We start from the raw sequence: 16,388 nt of genomic DNA, 5'->3' as shown, positions 1-16,388 counted from the left end.
AGGTTTCCCACCACAGTGGAAAACCTCTATAAACCTTGTCATAACAATGTTTTGAAAGACTATGCGTCTGGATTTGCGTTTTCGTCTTTGAGACCGTATTTTTTGTTGAAACGGTCCACACGTCCGTCGGCTTGTGTGAATTTTTGACGACCAGTGTAGAATGGGTGTGAGTCTGAAGTAACCTCAACACGTAATAATGGATAAGTGTTGCCATCTTCCCATTCAACAGTTTCTGAAGATCCTTTAGTTGAACCTGAAAGGAATTTGAAACCTGTTGTTGAATCCATGAATACTACTGGTTGGTAATTTGGATGGATATCTTGTTTCATACGTTTTTTTCGCTCCTTTGCCCTGATCCATTTGCTGTATCAGAGTTATTTTGTCGGTATACAACAATGCTATCTTACCATGTTTTCAGTTGGTATGCAATTATCTTTTTGGATTTCTTTTAATTTGTTTGCCAAACGAAACATCATGGAAAACTTCAAATAATTGTTGATTATTTTGGGTCCGTTTTAACATTTTTATGAATTGATCCGTATATTCCAGCGAGTCTCCTGACATATTATTTCTCAATTTCCACGTTTCTTCTAGTTGTTCTGGTGTCATCAGCAACTCTTCTTTTCGCGTACTTGATTTTTTAATATCAATTGCTGGGAAAATACGGCGCTCTGCTAATTCACGAGATAAATGGAGCTCCATGTTGCCTGTGCCTTTGAATTCTTCGTAGATGACATCATCCATTCGGCTACCTGTATCCACCAATGCCGTGGCTAAAATAGTTAAACTGCCCCTTTCTTCGATATTTCTGGCAGCACCAAAAAATCGTTTAGGTTTGAAAAATGCAGCTGGATCTATTCCGCCACTTAAGGTTCGACCACTAGGCGGGACCACTAAATTATAGGCCCTTGCTAAACGAGTGATGCTGTCCATTAAAATAACTACGTCCCGTTTGTCTTCAACTAAGCGCATTGCTCGATCCAGAACCAATTCAGCAACTCGCGTATGATTTTGTGGTTGTTGATCAAAAGTTGAAGAAACCACATCGCCTTTAACGCTTCGCTCTAAATCAGTCACTTCTTCAGGACGCTCGTCAATTAACAACAGAATCAATTCCACATCAGGATGATTTTCTGTAATCCCATTAGCAATTTCCTTTAAAACACTTGTTTTCCCGGCTTTTGGCGGCGCTACAATTAAACCACGTTGCCCAAAACCAATTGGTGCAAATACATCAATCATTCGTGTTGATAATCTGCCAGCCGTTGTTTCTAACGTTAATTGTTTTTCAGGATACAACGGTGTTAGCGCTGGAAAATGTGGCCGCTCTTTCGCTTCTTCAGGATCTTTCCCATTGACACTTTCAACATGCATGAGTCCATAGTAACGTTCTGATTCCTTTGGCGGACGCGCCTTGCCAGCTACTTTGTCCCCATTTCTCAATCCGAAACGACGAATTTGAGAAGAAGAAATATAAATGTCTTCTGCACTTGGTCCATAATTAATTGGCCGCAAAAAGCCATAGCCATCCTGAGAAACAATATCTAAAATTCCTTCCATGAAGAAAAAACCTTGCTTCTCAGCTTGTGCACGAATCACAGCTAAAGACAATTCTTTTTTGTTCATTTGGCTATAATAAGGAATTTTAAACTCTTTCGCGTACGCATAAATATCTTTTAACGTACTGTTTTCCAATTCAGCCATTGTTAAATAGTCGCTCATTGATCCACCTCAAACGGACCTTCTTGTTCTTCGGTTTCTAGCATTTGAATATCAGCGCCTAAAGCAGTTAACTTTTCGATAATGTGGTCGTACCCACGTAAAATATATTCTACATTATAAATAGTGGTCGTACCTTCAGCCATCAAGCCGGCAGTGACTAGGCAAGCGCCTGCCCGTAAATCAGAGGCGACTACTTCTGCACCATGTAATTGATTTGGACCATTTAAAATAATCATATTGCCTTCAACCGAAGCATCGGCCCCCATCCGCACTAACTCAGGGATATGCTTATTTCGTTGAGCATAAATCGTATCAATAATTTCACCAGTTCCTTGCGCTTTTAAAAGTAATGGCGTTAACGGTTGTTGCAAGTCTGTGGCAAAACCAGGATACGGATAGGTTTTCACCGTTGTCATTTTCAGATCATGTGATGGATGAACTTCAATCATGTCTTCTTCAATTGTCATCTTAACGCCCATTTCTTGCAATTTCGCAATGAAGCTTTCTAAATGCTCATAAATAACATTTCGAACTTTGATTCCTTCACCCATAGCTGCTGCCATAGCTAAATAAGTCCCAGCTTCAATTCGATCTGGAATAATCGAGTGACGACAACCATGTAATTCTTCGACACCTTCAATCCGAATAACGTCCGTTCCAGCTCCTCGGACTTTTGCACCCATGTTATTTAATAATGTAGCAATATCAATAATTTCTGGCTCACGCGCAGCATTTTCAATAATCGTTTTGCCTTTGGCTTTAACTGCGGCTAACATGACATTGATTGTAGCGCCAATAGATACCATATCCATAAAAATTCGGGTTCCTTGTAAGCCAGCTTCGTCTGTTCTCAAGTACATCGCCCCATGTTCGTTGGTTACATGAGCGCCTAATGCTTCAAATCCTTTGATATGTAAATCAATTGGACGAGGTCCTAAGTAACAACCGCCAGGTAAGCCGACAACGCCTTCCCCAAATCGACCAAGAAGTGAGCCCATAAAATAATAGGACGCACGTAAGCTATTGATTTTTCCTTTTGGCATAGGCACAGAAACAACTTCTGTTGGGTCAATAATTAATGTATTATTTTCAAAAGTAATTTTAGCACCCATAATTTCTAAAATTTCAATTAATGAGTGAACATCCTGAATGTCAGGAACGCCATCTAAAGTCACGGGCGAATCTGCTAAAATAGCAGCTGGAATTAAAGCGACCACACTATTTTTGGCGCCGCTAATGGTTACTTCGCCCTTTAATGGACGATTCCCATTGATTACGATTTTTTTCATTTATATTCTCACCTATCTGTAATATACGTTTTCTAAATAAACTACCCAATCATTCTATCATAATCAAGCTTAAGAAAAAAGAAAACTTCTCAGGTATTTTAATAGAATGAAAAAATAACAAAAAATAAAAAAGACAGCCACGTGCTGTGGCTGTCTTTAACGTAACTAGTTGATTAAGCTTTGTTAGCTGAACCGAACCAATCAATGTGTTCTTCTGCATCTTTGATGATTGCAGCTTTACCTGGTGCTAATAATTTACGAGGGTCAAATCCTTTACCTTCTAAATCTTTACCAGCTTCAATATATTCGCGCGTTGCTTTAGCGAATGATAATTGGAATTCTGTATTTACGTTAACTTTTGAGATACCCATTGAAATTGCTTTTTCAATTTGTTCTTGAGGAATACCAGAACCTCCGTGTAATACTAGAGGTACATCAGAACCGACAGCTTCAGCAATTGCTTGTAAGTGATCAAATGCTAAACCTTTCCAGTTTTCTGGATATTGACCATGGATGTTACCGATACCACATGCTAAGTAGTCAATACCTGTAGCAACCATTTGTTTACATTCTTCGATATCAGCTAATTCGCCAGTACCGATGATTCCGTCTTCTTCACCACCGATTGAACCAACTTCACATTCAACAGAAATACCTTTAGCGTGAGCTTTTTCAACTACATCTTTCGCTAATTTTAAGTTTTCTTCGAATGGTAAGTGAGAACCATCAAACATGATTGAAGTATAGCCAACTTCGATACATTCTAAAGCAGCTTCGTAGTCACCGTGGTCTAAGTGAATTGCTACTGGAACTGTGATATTCATTGAGTCTACTAAATTAGTAATCATGTCTTTAGCTACTTTGTAGCCACCCATGTATTTAGCAGCGCCCATTGATGTTTGGATTAGAACTGGTGCTTTTTTAGCTTCTGCTGCTTCTAAAATCGCTTGTGTCCATTCTAAGTTATTTGTGTTATAGCCACCTACTGCATAGCCGCCTTTACGTGCTGCTTTTAAGAATTCTGCTCCTGATACTACTGGCATAAAAAATTCCTCCTAAGTTTTTAAAAACTTTATTTGTTAGGTGTTCCCTAACCAACGGTTCTATTTTAGCAGAATTCCTGACACTTTTCTAGTAAAATTCCCTTTTTCAGAAAATTTTTGTCTATTCTTTCACATAACCTTCATTTTTATAAAAAAACCTCCAGTTTTCCCGTTAACGCTTTGGGATCTGAAGGCCGACTTGCTATTTTAATTTTTTCTTTGGTGGATAACGTTTCACCTTGTAGGATTGAAGTTCAGGAAATGTTCCTGTACTATGAAAAATCCGTTGTTCATCTTCATTGGCAAAACGCCCTAAAACCGATTGTGTTGGTAAAATATTTACAAAGGCATTCTCATCGATACTGTAAACTGCTTGTTCTAAATCATAGAGTTCGTAGCGAGTAATGACCATCATAATCATCCGACCTTCTGCACCTGAATAGCCGCCGATTGAAGGCAACAAGGTCATGCCACGAGCGATTTGTTGAGAAACTTCTAAGGCAACGGCTTCTGGTCTCGTGGTGACAATCATTGCTGTGACTTTTTGGTGACTGGTATGAATCATGTCGACCACCTGACTCAAACAGTAAATAGAAATAATAGTATACAACGCACTTTCCCAGTTAAATACAAAACCAGCCAACAGCACAATAATACCATTTAATAAGAACATAAAATTACCAACTGTTTTCCCTGTTGTTTTTGAAAGAATCAGTGAAATAATGTCCATGCCGCCAGTGTTAAAGCCCATTTTCAATGAAAGCCCTGCGCCAACGCCGACTAAGACACCACCCATAATTGCGTTCATCAAAGGATTCGTTGTGACTGTTACGATTGGCACAAACATAGTGACAACGGAAATGCCAATAACATTGATGAAACTAAGAATCGTTGATTGTTTCCCTAATTTTACAAACCCTAGAATGAAGACGGGAATGTTTAAAAATAAAATGAAGATCCCTGTATTAATATGGATTCCTAAATTTGTATATAATAATGTAGCAATGATTTGCGCAATTCCGTTCATCCCTGCCGAAAAAACTTTTGCCGGAATCAAAAAGAAATTCAAACCGACCGCAGAAGTCAAAGCGGTTATCGCCATCACTGCTATTTTTTTTATCGATTCATTTCTTTGGTAAGTACTAACCAATCGACTCATTTTTCTTCGCTCCTTCGCTATTCTTCTGACTTAGAATAACAGGTTCTATCCTAAAAGAAAAGGGGCTAAAAGCGAACATTGAAAATTTTTTTTGCAACGTTTCCATGAAAGAATGCGGGAAGATATCCCTAAAAATTGATCTTCTTATTTCTCTATTCAAAATGATTCTAGCCTAACCTTTTTTACTATTTCATGATATGATGAAGCAAAGAATATTTTAGGAGGTTTTTACATGGCTGCAAAAGAAGCAAGTTTTGATGTAGTTTCAGAGGTCAATATGGAGGAAGTCAAAAACGCAATTCAAATTGCCTTGAAAGAATTGAAAAATCGTTTTGACTTTAAAGGGTCAATTGCTGATATTAAATTGGAAAACGATAAACTAGTAGTCGTAGCTGAAGATGATTATAAAGTCGAGCAAGTGAAGGATATTTTATTTGGAAAATTAGTCAAACGCAATGTTCCGATTAAAAATATTCATTTCTCAGAAAGTGAAAAAGCCTTAGGCGGTACTGCTCGCCAATATGGTGATTTAATCAGTGGTATTGATAAAGAAAATGCAAAAAAAATCAACACAGCTATCAAAAACTCTGGGATTAAAGTTAAGTCACAAATCCAAGAAGACAAAATTCGGGTAACTGGAAAAAGTCGGGATGATTTACAAAAAGTCATGGCTCTTTTACGAGAATTAGATTTACCAATGGCTCTTGAGTTTAATAATTATCGCTAAAAAAATCCTTCGACTGTTAATGAACAGTTGAAGGATTTTTTTGTTTTGGTACCGGCCATTCTTGATTATTCAATAAAACGATTGGTCGGCGTTGGATTTTCCCTGAAAAAGCGGCAATTGCTTTGAAAACCTTTGGCATAAAATAAAACGCATTTAATTCTTCTAAATCCAGTTCTTCTTCTGCCGTAAACGAGACACAAACCTCTTGTTCTGAAAGCATAATTTCAATTTTCTTTAAAAATTGAAATTGCCGCATTCCCGGTACGAAATAACCAGCCTTTGCAACACGAGAGGCTGTAATATCTAATTTATCACTAATGATTAGCGCTAGCGTCATTAACTCTTCTGAATCAAAGCCGTTACTATGATTTTCTATAGAAGATAAAATTTCTTCTTGATAAGGCAAACAAATCTTTTGCTTACGAAAATATGCTTCTGCAAATTGTTTCCCACGAAGTGCATGTCCTGCTTTTCCTTGTAGCGCACCCACATCATGGAGCAGTGCCGCAATTTTTGCCGCTTCTAAATACTCCTCTGAAACAGCAAGTTGTTTCAAAATCATTTCCGTCATGGCTACGACATTGTTTACATGAAACCAATTATGGTATGCCCACCCAGCTTCTTCATCTTCCATTTGACCAATTGCATCATAAATTTGTCGAATTTCAGTATCTTGATGAATGCGTTCAAACAGCTTCATTTATTTTCTCCTTAAAATTAGTTACTGTTCCAAAAATTCTTTTAACTCTGCAGGATTTTTTTCGCTGTTTAAACCAACAATTAAACGAATCCGCGCTTTCGGTCCGTTTAAACCACGAGCAAAAACGACCCCCATTTTTTTCAAGCCAACGCCACCACCAGCATAATCATAGATATCTTCAGCGATGCCATTGGAACAACGAGAAACTAAAACGACTGGAATCCCGTTATCTAGCATTTTTTGTAATGCTGGGAGCGTTTCTGGCGGTAAATTACCCGCACCTAACGCTTCAATTACTAACCCATCCGTTTCTGGGGTGTTTAATAATTCAAACATTCGTTCACCCATCCCCGCATAGGCCTTCACTACGTGAACATTTCCTTTCACAGAAGAAACATCGCAAACTTCTTGCGGTAAGACCTCTTTCGCAAAAAAAGCACGTTCTTTCGCAATGGTTCCAATTGGTCCAAAAGTTGGCGTCCGAAACGTTGCTACGTTCGTTGTATGTGTTTTTGTCACATAACGCGCCGTATGAATTTCATCATTCATCACGACTAAAACACCTTTATCGTACGATTCGTCTGAACAAGCAGTCCAAATAGCACTGATGAAATTATACAAGCCATCACTACCGATTTCGTTACTTGACCGCATTGCTCCTGTTAAAACAATGGGGATTTTTTTCTCTAAGGTTATATCTAAAAAATAAGCAGTTTCTTCTAATGTATCTGTTCCATGCGTAATAACCACGCCATCAATTGGTTCAGAATAAGCTTTTTGAATCCGTTCTTTTAATTGAAACATCCGTTCTAAGGTCATGTGTGGTGAGGGAATATTAAAAATATCTTCGACAACTAAATGAACCTTGCCAGAAAATAATGCTTCTTGTTCCATCAACGGATTTTTTTCATTCGGGGCAACACTTCCTCCTGCTACTTTCGACATGGAAATGGTCCCACCTGTATGAAGGACTAAAATGGTCTTCATTTGTTTCCTCCTTTGTTTTCTTTATTTTTTAACCAAAATTGTTTCACTTGTTGAATGAGTTGTTCATTGGTGTTTGCCTTTCGATGCGCCAACCAATGCGGCGGAAAGAAACGCTGGACACTTGGTAATTCAAATCGTTCGTCTAATAACAACACAAAGCCTTTATCTTGCGCATCTCTAATGACACGTCCAGCCGCTTGCAAGACTTTATTCATGCCAGGAATTTGATACGCAAATTGAAACCCTTGCCCTCGCTCTTCTTGATAAAACGTGCGAATCAGTTCTTGCTCTGGGTTCATTTGTGGTAGCCCGACACTAACAATTATCGTACCAATCAATCGGGTACCTTTCAAGTCAATTCCTTCTGAAAATATACCACCTAAAACACAAAAACCGATGAAAGTTTCTTGAGGATTCTCTTTAAATTCAGCTAAAAATGCTTCTCGCTCTTTTTCGTTTAAGTCCGTTCCCTGAATTTGAGTTTTTACTTGCGGGTAACGTTGGCTAAATACTTGATAGACATCATCCATATAGGCGTAGGAAGGAAAGAAAATTAAATAGTTGCCTGTTTTTGTTTCACTTAACTTCCCTAAAAGTTCACTAATCTGTGGATAACTTTTTTCACGGTTTTTATAGGTTGTTTGAAGATGACTACCGATCATCAACAATTGATTTTCTTCTGGAAAAGGATACGGAATCCGATAACGTAGGCTTTCTTCACCTCCACCAAGCACTTCTTGATAATAATTCAGAGGTGTTAAACTTGCCGAAAATAAGATACTCGCTTTCCCTTTATCTAATCGTTGTGACAATAAATAAGCCGGATCGACACAAAATTGTTTCACAACGCAGTCATAGTTTCGCAAAGAAATAGACGTATAAAAGCCGTTGTCGTAATACTCGCTGATTCGAAGATAACTTAAACAATCAAAATAAAAACTGAGAATCGACGCCAATTCCTCAATGTGTTGATTTTCTGGCAACCATTCTGCAATTACTTCTGTTAATCGATGTATCTGTTTAACTAATGAATCAATTGGCGCACGTTGGGCAAAAAAATCCGTGTCTTTTTCTTCACAGATTGCTTCAATATCATCAAACGTAGTTAAGACTTTTTGACAAGCTCTTTTTAATTGAACAGATTCTTTTTGCAATCTTTTTTGAATTTGCGAAACCGCATTCCTAGAAATAGCGGCCGAATACATCTCCCGTGAACGATTAACCAAATTATGGGTTTCATCCACTAAAAAAATATTCTCTTCTGCACTTTGGGGTTCTTCAAAGAAGCGCCGTAAATAAACCGTTGGATCAAATAGATAATTGTAATCGCCAATAATTAAATCACACCAAAGACTTGCATCTAGCGACAACTCGAATGGACACAATTGGTGCTTTTGTCCATACCGTTCAATAACCTCTCTCGTTAAATGATTTTCATGTTGCAATAAATCCCACAGTCCCTCATTTAAACGATCATAATAGCCGTCAGCAAACGGGCAATGTTCTGGTGTACAATTTCGTTCAGTTAAAAAACAAATTTTATCTTTTGCTGTTAACGTAATACTCTTAGTTTGCGCTTGTTTTTCGGACAGCGCTTTGACGGCATCTTCAGCCACTTGCCGCGTGATGGTCTTAGCTGTTAAATAAAAAATCCGTTCGCCTTCTTCTTCACCAATTGCTTTCATCGCTGGAAAAAGAGTGGACATTGTCTTGCCTGTTCCAGTTGGTGCTTCCACGAAGAGCCGCTGTTTACTAAGAATTGTTTTATAGACGGCTACCGCCAATTCTCGTTGCCCTTTGCGATACTCCCCGTAAGGAAAACTAAGATTTTTTAATGATTTATTTCTCAAAATACGCCATTCTTCTTTAAAAATTACCCACTGTTCATAGCGCCTCATCAAATCAGTAAAAAACTCCGCTAATGCAGCTTCTGTAAAATGGCGTTCTTGTCGTGTGATTTGTTTTGTGGTGGTCTGATAATAAGTGAGTTGCAGCGTTATTTCAGAAAGTTGTTCTTGTTGGCAATACATGTGACCATAACACATCGCTTGATACCAAAACAATTCGACCTTTTCTGGCGGCAATTCTTCAAACGCTGGTTCGGATGTTTTAATTTCATCAATGACCACTTGCCCAGTTTCTTTCACAAAAATGCCGTCTGCACGACCTTCTACACAATAATTATGGCCATTTAAAGGCACCTCAATTTTTAAAGATACTTCCTTTTGATAAAGGCTCCCCGCTTCCTTTTGCAGCATTCGATGAAGGCGACTACCTTCTTGTGGTGTATGTTCACTCACATGGCGAGAATCGATACTTCCCCGCCTTAAAATAAATTCGACCACTTGACGCACCGCAATTTTTCTCGTTGATTTCACGTAATCCCACCTATCTGCCTCCCTATTATAGAACATACATTCGCTAAACAAAAGCAAAAAATCCAAAACGAACACAATCATGCGTTCATTCTGGATTTCTCTTTAGATTATCATCAATTAAAAACAACTTGTTTCTTCTAACTGTTTGGTTTCTTTTCCATTTGCTTTTGCCACGACCAATTGCGCCATTTGTTTAAACGAATTATTTAAACCAATGCCACCCTTTTTGGGCATCTTCACAATTGGCACTTGCTGATAATAGTGACTAACTGCTGGATTTTCTTCTGCCATCGCTGCAATTGCAGGAATGCCCGCAGCATTAAACTTACAAGCTAGACGAGCAGCCATTTCTCCAAAATTAGGATAATGCATGGCTGGTCCGCAAAGAACCGCATCGGCATGAAACTTTTTTGCAAAGCCAATAAATTTCTTTGCTACCTCTTCCTCGTTTTCCAAATAATATTGGTCACCACAATAAAGTGTCGCAACAATTTCCGCTCCTTGCTTCTGTAAAAATGGTAGCAATGTTACCCCTGGACCTAAGGGAGCTTTTTTACCACTTGGTTTCAGCTGAGCTTGTTCATCACTGCCAAATCCTGCTAAACTGTGGTTTAAGACTAAAAGGATTTTTTTCACGCCTATTTCCTCCTTATTTATAAATCATCGAAGTCAAAGGAATCAAAATCAATTTCTTCACTCTCTTCTTCTTGTGCTTTCCATTCTTCACGTAAATATTGGTCATCCATAACTCGAATAAAAGGATAATAAATGAACATTCCTAGTACCAATAAGAGAGCTTGCAGAATTGATCCTTGCCAACCGCTGACTAAAAATCCTGAGATAATTGGTGGGGTCGTCCACGGCAATTGAATACCATTCGTCAATGGAACTAAGCCCCAATCCATAGCAAAATAGGCAATAATAATGTTAATCGCAGGTACTAATACAAATGGAATTAAAAGGATTGGATTTAAAACAATTGGTAACCCAAAAATGATTGGTTCGTTAATCCCAAAAACACCAGGAATTAGTGAAAGTTGCGAAAGCTTTTTAATTCGTTGACTTTTACAGAATAAGACCATCACAATGATTAATGAGAGTGTGGAACCGGCGCCACCAAATGTTGCAAACATATCTTGAAATTGTCCAGTGATGATGTTGGGAATTTCATGACCGTCTTTAAATGCTTGTAAATTTTCAACAGACAATGCCCGCAAAACAGGATTAAAGACTGCGCCAACCACGCTACCTCCGTTAATGCCAAAGAACCAAAAGAAGTGTAAAAATAAATAAGCAATGCTCATCGCACCTAAGGTATTACCAAGACTCAATAAGGGCGTTTGTAGAAATTCAAAAATAACATCTTGTAAATTACCATAAGGAGTTAAAGCAGCCAGCCAATTGACTAAAAACATGAGAGTAACAACTAAAAAACTCGGAATCAGGGCCTCAAAAGACTTAACCACTGTTGGTGGCACTCCTTCTGGCATTTTTATTGTCCACCCTTTACGAACAATGGCCACAAATAAACGAGTCGCAATTAATGCGACAATCATTCCTAAAAACAAGCCACTGGAACCCATCCATTTTAAAGGTAAACTAGTAACTTCATAAACCTTTGAACTATTTTCCGGTGTAAATAATGTTTGATAAGGCGTTACAATAAAAAATGAAACCAATGCGATAATTCCTGCTTGCATTGCATCCACATTGAATTGTTTCCCTAAACTATAGGCAATACCGACAACGGCCAGAATAGTCATTACATCAAAACTAGCACTAGCTGGAACAGACATCATTGTCGCCCAGTCTTTACCAAGCAAATGAGACATCCAAGTATCCCATTGCGGCAAAGGAAAATTAGCAATTAATAAGAAGACCGAACCAACAATCAACAAGGGCGTTGATAAAAGGAAGCCATCACGAATCGCTACTAAATACTTATTTTCTCCTATCACTTTTGCCAAAGGGGTCAATACGCGCTCTAACCAATCCAAAAATTTTTGCACGGTCGTCACTCCTATCTATTATTTTTTATTTTGCTTAATTAACCGCAGCGCTTCTTTCAATGCTTTTTCGCCATCCATCATGCCATAAATTTCTGGCGCAATTGCAGCGACAGGAATCCCTTGAGGAGCAAATTGTTCTTTTGTTTTTTCTAATAAAAAACGGACTTGTGGTCCTAATAAAATAGCAACAGGCTTCTCTGCTTCAACCACTTCTTGTGCTCTTGCAATAGGAAAAGCAGTAATCATTAAAGGCATTTGATGTTTTTCCACCACTTCCATCATTTTATTCACCATAATACTTGTAGACATTCCTGCATCACAAAAAAGATAAATTTGTTTTTTACTCATGTTCCTTCACTCTCCTCATTTATTCAATTGGTGCTTTGATTCTTTTTTCATAGGCTGCTAACCATTCTTGTGAAATCGGCTGAATCTCTGTGGTATGATTCTTGCCTGGATTTGCAATATAGATTTCTGGTTGCTGCATATCAGTACCAACCGTAAAAGTAAATTCCACATTCGTAGCTACGCCCCAGTCTCCCTGTTTGTTCATGGCCACTAGTGAAAATGCTCCTGCTTTCCCATAACGTTGGGTCAATTTTTCATGAAAAGCATAGACGGCTTGATCACATGCTTGTTGTGGCGAGCGCCCTTCCCCCATTAAACGGACGATTTCATAAGAAAGACAGCCTTTCATTAAATCTTCACCTAATCCTGTAGCCGCAGCACCACCAATTTCGCTATCAACATAAAAACCAGAACCTGACAGTGGTGAATCACCAACACGTCCTGCTTTTTTCATGAAGAGTCCCGAACTGGAAGTGCCAGCTGCCATTGATCCTGTTTGGTCTAACGTAATAGCGCCGACAGTATCATGCCCATCATAGGGGTTCAACTGATTTTCCTGAATTTCTTTTAAACGCTTTTGCCACCATTGATTAGCGCGTTCTGTCAACATATTCTTTCTTTCAAAACCGTGCAACATTGAATATTTCGTTGCACCTGCGCCAACACGAAAACTATTAAACTTCTCTTTACTTAATGCTTTAGCCACTGAAATCGGATTTTTAACATCTGTAATTCCTGCCACAGCACCAATTGCAAATGTGTCTCCATCCATATAGGCAGCATCCATTTCTAAAATCCCTTCCTCATTAGGTAAACCGCCGTAGCCCACTGACTTATAAAAAGGATAGTCTTCTACTTCTTTAATTAATTGTTCCACGGCCGTGCCTGCAGCACCTCCTTGTTGTAATTCTTCTGTAGCTTTTAGTAACCCATCATGTGCCATCCGCCATGTCGCAATTGCACCCCAAGTCATTTTCCATCCGCCCTTTCGTTAACGCTTACATTTCTCCACCATTATAAACTAGTATATACTGTTTTGTATATACTGAAAACGAAATTTTATACAGAAAAATAAAAGATACACGTATGCGACCTCTACGAAACACATTGGCTCCTTCTCATACGTGTATCTTCTATTGGTTTTACGCTTCTGTTAATGCAATCATCGCTTGCATATAGATTTCCATATTAAGCAGTAAATCTTTTTCATCCATATATTCATCTTGGTTATGCGCAATGCCTTTTTGACCAGGAAATGATGGACCAAAAGCAACGATATTCGGCATAAAACGAGCATACGTAGCACCGGTAGTTGTGACTGGCGTCCCATCTAAGCCAGTAATTTGTTCATAAACCTTGGTTAATTTTTGAACATTGCGCTCATCTTTTGGAAACAGCGTACTAGGGAGGCGGCGGATGACGGTCACTTCACTTTCTGGAAATAGTGCCTTCGTTAGCTGCGTGGTTACTTCGTTTTCTGTAATAGAAACAGGATAACGCACGGCCAATGATAACACCAACTGCTGTCCTCGTTTTTCCAACGCATAGGGCGTTAAAATCAATTGCCCACTATCCTGATCCTTAAAGTCCAGAGCTACTCCTTCGCCATAGTGCTTTTCGTGAAAACTAGCGGTTAACCAGTCGAAATACTGTAATAAATTTCCTTTGACTAACTGTTCCTCGCTAATTTTCTGTGCCAATAAAGTAATCGCGTTCTTGCCTAGTTCTGGCGCATTGGAAGGGGCGCGTTTTCCCGTGATTGCTGTTGTTTTTCCTGCAATCACCACACTTAATTGATCAGGTACGTGGTCTTTTGCTTGATCACCCATAATCTGACCAATTTGTTCACTTGAATCATCTGGGATGGTCGTTGTGATTTCATAATTAACAATCCCTCGCTCCCCATAAACTACTGGATATTTACAATCTGGAGTAAATCCAAAAACGGGTGCGTTTTCCTTCTCTAAATATAAGGGGATATCTCCACTCCCACTTTCTTCATCCGTGCCAAACATTAAGCGAATGGTTTTCTTTGGTTGGTAACCAAGTTCTTTCAGTAATTTCATTCCATACAGGCAAGCCAATATAGGACCTTTATTATCTAGAATTCCTCTACCATACAAACGTTGATTTTTTTTCGTTAATTGAAAGGGCGGCACTGACCAGCCAGAACCTTCTGGTACTACGTCTAAATGACCAATAATCCCCAGATATTCTTCCGCTGTTCCCCATTGCGCATAGCCAACTGCGTCATTGACAATCCCAGTTTGAAAGCCATAACGCTCTGCCAGTTTCAGCGTTTCTTCCAAGGCTCTTTTCGGTCCTTCGCCAAAAGGGGCCTCTTTTTTAGGCGACCCTTTCACACTTCGAATCGCCATAATTTTGTTTAAGTCTTCATAAAATAAATCTTTTTGAGCGGCTATTTCTTCTTTGATCTTCATTCGTTCCAAGAACCTCCTAGCTCCACTTGGTTGTTTTCAGACGAGCTATAGCGGGTCAGTGTGTTTTTAAATGTGTACCGATCTGCTCGATATAAAGAGACATCATATAAAATGGGGGTTGCATCAAGCGCATAGGTGATAGAGTGGACTTGTAAAAGTGGTTGGCCCACAGGAACATTCAATAATTCTGAAATTTCCGCTTCAACTAAAATTGCTTCAATTTCTTGATGCGAATAAGCAATCTCGACGTTCTTTTCGATTAAGCAGAAAAGAGAGCCCTCGAAGTCTTGCTTCGTATGGCCTTGTACGTATGCCTGTGGCAAATAAATTTTTTCAACTGTCATTGGCTCGCCGTCTAACATTCGGCGGCGAATCAGTTCATAAATTGCCTCATTTTTGCCTACTTGGAGCGCCTCCCGAATTTTCTCAGCGGGATGTACTACTTCTTCAAAGGAAATGACTTCTGTCTGGCTTTTTTTTCCGTAAGCTTTGGCTGCCTCAGTAAAACCTTGTAAGCCAGCGCGGCCACTTTGAATTTTCGCTTGTGACATCACATAACTACCTTTACCATGTCGTTTTACCAAAATATTTTTGCGAATCAAATCATCAATCGCTTTACGAATGGTCAAGCGACTGCAGTTGTATTCTTTAGCTAAATCATACTCTGAAGGTAATTTTTGTGCACTTACATACAGACCATCTCGAATTTTCTTTTCAATTTCTGCAGAAATTTGCTTAAATTTGGGTGCATTTTCTGTCATTTCATCGCCTATCTTTCTTCAAAAAAATAAATTTCCTAGTATATACCACACTGTCTATACTAAATCAATTTTTAAGAAACCGCAATCATTTGTTGCGTTTCTTAAACATCAAAAAAGAAAGCGAGCCACAAGTCGGTTGGACTTGTGGCTCGCTTTTTTAGGAAAAAATGTGTTATTTCCCTTTCATCCGTTCTTTGCCTTCTTGACACATATAGAGTAGCGGACAGGCTTCACATTTAGGCGCTCTTGCTAGGCAGTGATAACGCCCAAAGAAAATCATGGTATGGTGCGTTTTCACCCAGAGTTCTTTCGGAACTTTACGCATTAAGGTTTGCTCAACTTCAGTAACATTCGCATTTAGCTTACAAATTCTAAGGCGCTTGGACACTCGTTCCACATGTGTATCTACTGCAAAAGCCGGTTCGCCGAAAGCATCTCCCATTACTACATTGGCTGTTTTTCTCCCCACGCCAGGTAAACTGACCAGTTCATCTCTGGTTTGCGGAACTTCTCCATTGAAACGTTCTAAAAGTTGTTGTGCGCACGCTTTAATATTTTTTGCTTTATTGCGATATAAGCCAATGGTTTTTATTTTAGCAATAATCTCCTCCACCGGCGCAGCTGCTAAAGCTTCTGGTGTTGGAAAAGCTGCGAATAAACCAGGAGTCGCTTTATTTACCGATACATCGGTTGCTTGCGCACTTAAAATCACAGCAATTAATAATTCAAAAGGATTCTTATGTTTTAATTCACATTCTGCATTTGGAAACATCTCATACATAATTTCAATAGCTTCCATCGTTTTCTCTTTTGATAGCATGGCC

The 16,388-nt window shown here is 38.9% G+C and carries 16 protein-coding genes; 1 reads left to right on the top strand and 15 read right to left on the bottom strand.

What is annotated here, in order from left to right; genetic code table 11:
• Positions 1-59: 59 nt before the first annotated feature.
• The 5 genes from IGL17_RS05110 to IGL17_RS05090 all read right to left on the bottom strand — a co-directional run bounded on the left by IGL17_RS05110 (position 60) and on the right by IGL17_RS05090 (position 5,213).
• A complete protein-coding gene (locus IGL17_RS05110; protein WP_002357967.1) occupies positions 60-329 on the bottom strand; it encodes a type B 50S ribosomal protein L31 in 270 nt (89 codons plus the stop codon).
• A 100-nt stretch (positions 330-429) separates the two neighbouring features.
• Positions 430-1,722, bottom strand: coding sequence for a transcription termination factor Rho (rho, locus tag IGL17_RS05105; protein WP_016617873.1), 1,293 nt, complete (start codon positions 1,720-1,722; stop codon positions 430-432).
• Positions 1,719-3,011 carry a UDP-N-acetylglucosamine 1-carboxyvinyltransferase gene (locus IGL17_RS05100; protein ID WP_002357969.1) on the bottom strand — a complete coding sequence of 431 codons (1,293 nt, stop codon included), beginning with the start codon at positions 3,009-3,011 and terminating at the stop codon, positions 1,719-1,721. Before IGL17_RS05100 ends, rho begins: the two co-directional genes overlap by 4 nt.
• 173 nt (positions 3,012-3,184) lie before the next feature.
• Entirely contained in the window at positions 3,185-4,054 is an 870-nt protein-coding gene (locus IGL17_RS05095) for a class II fructose-bisphosphate aldolase (protein ID WP_002357972.1), read from the bottom strand.
• Between the two features lie 202 nt (positions 4,055-4,256).
• Positions 4,257-5,213, bottom strand: a complete 957-nt coding sequence (locus tag IGL17_RS05090; RefSeq protein ID WP_002381974.1) for a YitT family protein — start codon at positions 5,211-5,213, stop codon at positions 4,257-4,259.
• Positions 5,214-5,445: 232 nt separating this feature from the next.
• On the opposite strand from IGL17_RS05090, the gene IGL17_RS05085 reads away from it, so the two are divergent.
• Positions 5,446-5,940 carry a YajQ family cyclic di-GMP-binding protein gene (locus tag IGL17_RS05085; RefSeq protein ID WP_002357974.1) on the top strand — a complete coding sequence of 165 codons (495 nt, stop codon included), beginning with the start codon at positions 5,446-5,448 and terminating at the stop codon, positions 5,938-5,940.
• A 16-nt stretch (positions 5,941-5,956) separates the two neighbouring features.
• On the opposite strand, the gene IGL17_RS05080 is transcribed toward IGL17_RS05085, so the two are convergent.
• From IGL17_RS05080 to nth, 10 genes are all read right to left on the bottom strand, one after another.
• Positions 5,957-6,640, bottom strand: coding sequence for an HD domain-containing protein (locus IGL17_RS05080; RefSeq protein ID WP_010775743.1), 684 nt, complete (start codon positions 6,638-6,640; stop codon positions 5,957-5,959).
• Positions 6,641-6,661: 21 nt separating this feature from the next.
• Complete coding sequence (locus IGL17_RS05075; protein WP_002357976.1) at positions 6,662-7,627, bottom strand: asparaginase; 966 nt, start codon at positions 7,625-7,627, stop codon at positions 6,662-6,664.
• Positions 7,624-10,086 carry a helicase C-terminal domain-containing protein gene (locus IGL17_RS05070; RefSeq protein ID WP_016617872.1) on the bottom strand — a complete coding sequence of 821 codons (2,463 nt, stop codon included), beginning with the start codon at positions 10,084-10,086 and terminating at the stop codon, positions 7,624-7,626. The genes IGL17_RS05075 and IGL17_RS05070 overlap by 4 nt, the downstream gene beginning before the upstream one ends.
• A gap of 36 nt (positions 10,087-10,122) precedes the next feature.
• Positions 10,123-10,641, bottom strand: a complete 519-nt coding sequence (locus IGL17_RS05065; protein ID WP_002361637.1) for a GrdB-related putative oxidoreductase — start codon at positions 10,639-10,641, stop codon at positions 10,123-10,125.
• A 17-nt stretch (positions 10,642-10,658) separates the two neighbouring features.
• The gene (celB, locus tag IGL17_RS05060) at positions 10,659-12,014 is read right to left on the bottom strand and encodes a PTS cellobiose transporter subunit IIC (RefSeq protein WP_002384702.1); all 1,356 of its coding nucleotides are present in this window, start codon (positions 12,012-12,014) and stop codon (positions 10,659-10,661) included.
• Positions 12,015-12,032: 18 nt separating this feature from the next.
• On the bottom strand, positions 12,033-12,362 hold the full coding sequence (locus IGL17_RS05055; protein ID WP_002357981.1) for a PTS sugar transporter subunit IIB: 330 nt from the start codon (positions 12,360-12,362) through the stop codon (positions 12,033-12,035).
• Between the two features lie 19 nt (positions 12,363-12,381).
• Positions 12,382-13,335: a N(4)-(beta-N-acetylglucosaminyl)-L-asparaginase gene (locus tag IGL17_RS05050; RefSeq protein ID WP_002361636.1), complete on the bottom strand. Its 954-nt coding sequence runs from the start codon at positions 13,333-13,335 to the stop codon at positions 12,382-12,384.
• Positions 13,336-13,504: 169 nt separating this feature from the next.
• Complete coding sequence (locus IGL17_RS05045) at positions 13,505-14,803, bottom strand: Sapep family Mn(2+)-dependent dipeptidase (protein ID WP_016617871.1); 1,299 nt, start codon at positions 14,801-14,803, stop codon at positions 13,505-13,507.
• On the bottom strand, positions 14,800-15,564 hold the full coding sequence (locus IGL17_RS05040; RefSeq protein WP_016617870.1) for a GntR family transcriptional regulator, LSA1692 subfamily: 765 nt from the start codon (positions 15,562-15,564) through the stop codon (positions 14,800-14,802). Before IGL17_RS05040 ends, IGL17_RS05045 begins: the two co-directional genes overlap by 4 nt.
• Before the next feature lie 172 nt (positions 15,565-15,736).
• A complete protein-coding gene (gene nth / locus IGL17_RS05035) occupies positions 15,737-16,384 on the bottom strand; it encodes an endonuclease III (RefSeq protein ID WP_002357985.1) in 648 nt (215 codons plus the stop codon).
• Positions 16,385-16,388: the final 4 nt, after the last annotated feature.

Source organism: Enterococcus sp. AZ088, from assembly GCF_051714845.1.
Classification (GTDB): domain Bacteria; phylum Bacillota; class Bacilli; order Lactobacillales; family Enterococcaceae; genus Enterococcus; species Enterococcus faecalis.
Note: the sequence above shows the minus strand (reverse complement) of the source record. Positions and strands in the feature narration are given on the sequence as shown.